Origin of the sequence: Arthrobacter sp. YAF34, assembly GCF_052113245.1 — a bacterium.
Lineage (GTDB): Bacteria > Actinomycetota > Actinomycetes > Actinomycetales > Micrococcaceae > Arthrobacter.
In genome coordinates this window covers 1-593 of record NZ_JBFRCV010000042.1, presented here as the reverse complement: position 1 = coordinate 593, position 593 = coordinate 1, and the positions used below count along the sequence as shown (strand labels likewise).

The following is a 593-nucleotide window of genomic DNA, read 5'->3' as shown; positions in this document are numbered from 1 at the left end:
CACCCGAAGCCGGTGGCCTAACCCCTTGTGGGAGGGAGCTGTCGAAGGTGGGACTGGCGATTGGGACTAAGTCGTAACAAGGTAGCCGTACCGGAAGGTGCGGCTGGATCACCTCCTTTCTAAGGAGCACCTACAACCACCCTGCCGGACGTTATGTCCGTGTTGCGGGGTTGTCAGGAGTAACGCCCGYTGCGCAGACGATTGTTCTGCGGCGGGTGCTCACGGGTGGAATATCAACAAATAGCGGCCGTGTGGTCTTCTTCTTTCCTAGTACGGATGCGCTTTCGGGCGGGTCCTGGAACGGTGCGGGGGAGGGCCGGCGCGGTTTAGTGTTTGGCACACTGTTGGGTCCTGAGACAACAGGACCATGGCCTGGCGGTCGTCCCTTACGGGGGAGGGCCGGCGGGGTGTGGGTTTTGTGTGTTTCTGGTTTCCTGGCTGCATCGATCATGCGCGTATCGGCCCTTGCGGGTTGTGTGTGTGGGGTGTGTGGTACGGGGTTGTTGTTTGAGAACTACATAGTGGACGCGAGCATCTTTTATAAGAAGCAATTTCCAAGAATATGAACCTGGATCTGATCCGTGATTGTGCTG

Annotated in this window: 1 rRNA gene; it reads left to right on the top strand. The window is 57.8% G+C overall.

The features are described 5' to 3' along the window. Window positions 1-119 (top strand): 16S ribosomal RNA (locus tag AB4Y72_RS19675); the annotation flags it as partial. Window positions 120-593: the final 474 nt, after the last annotated feature.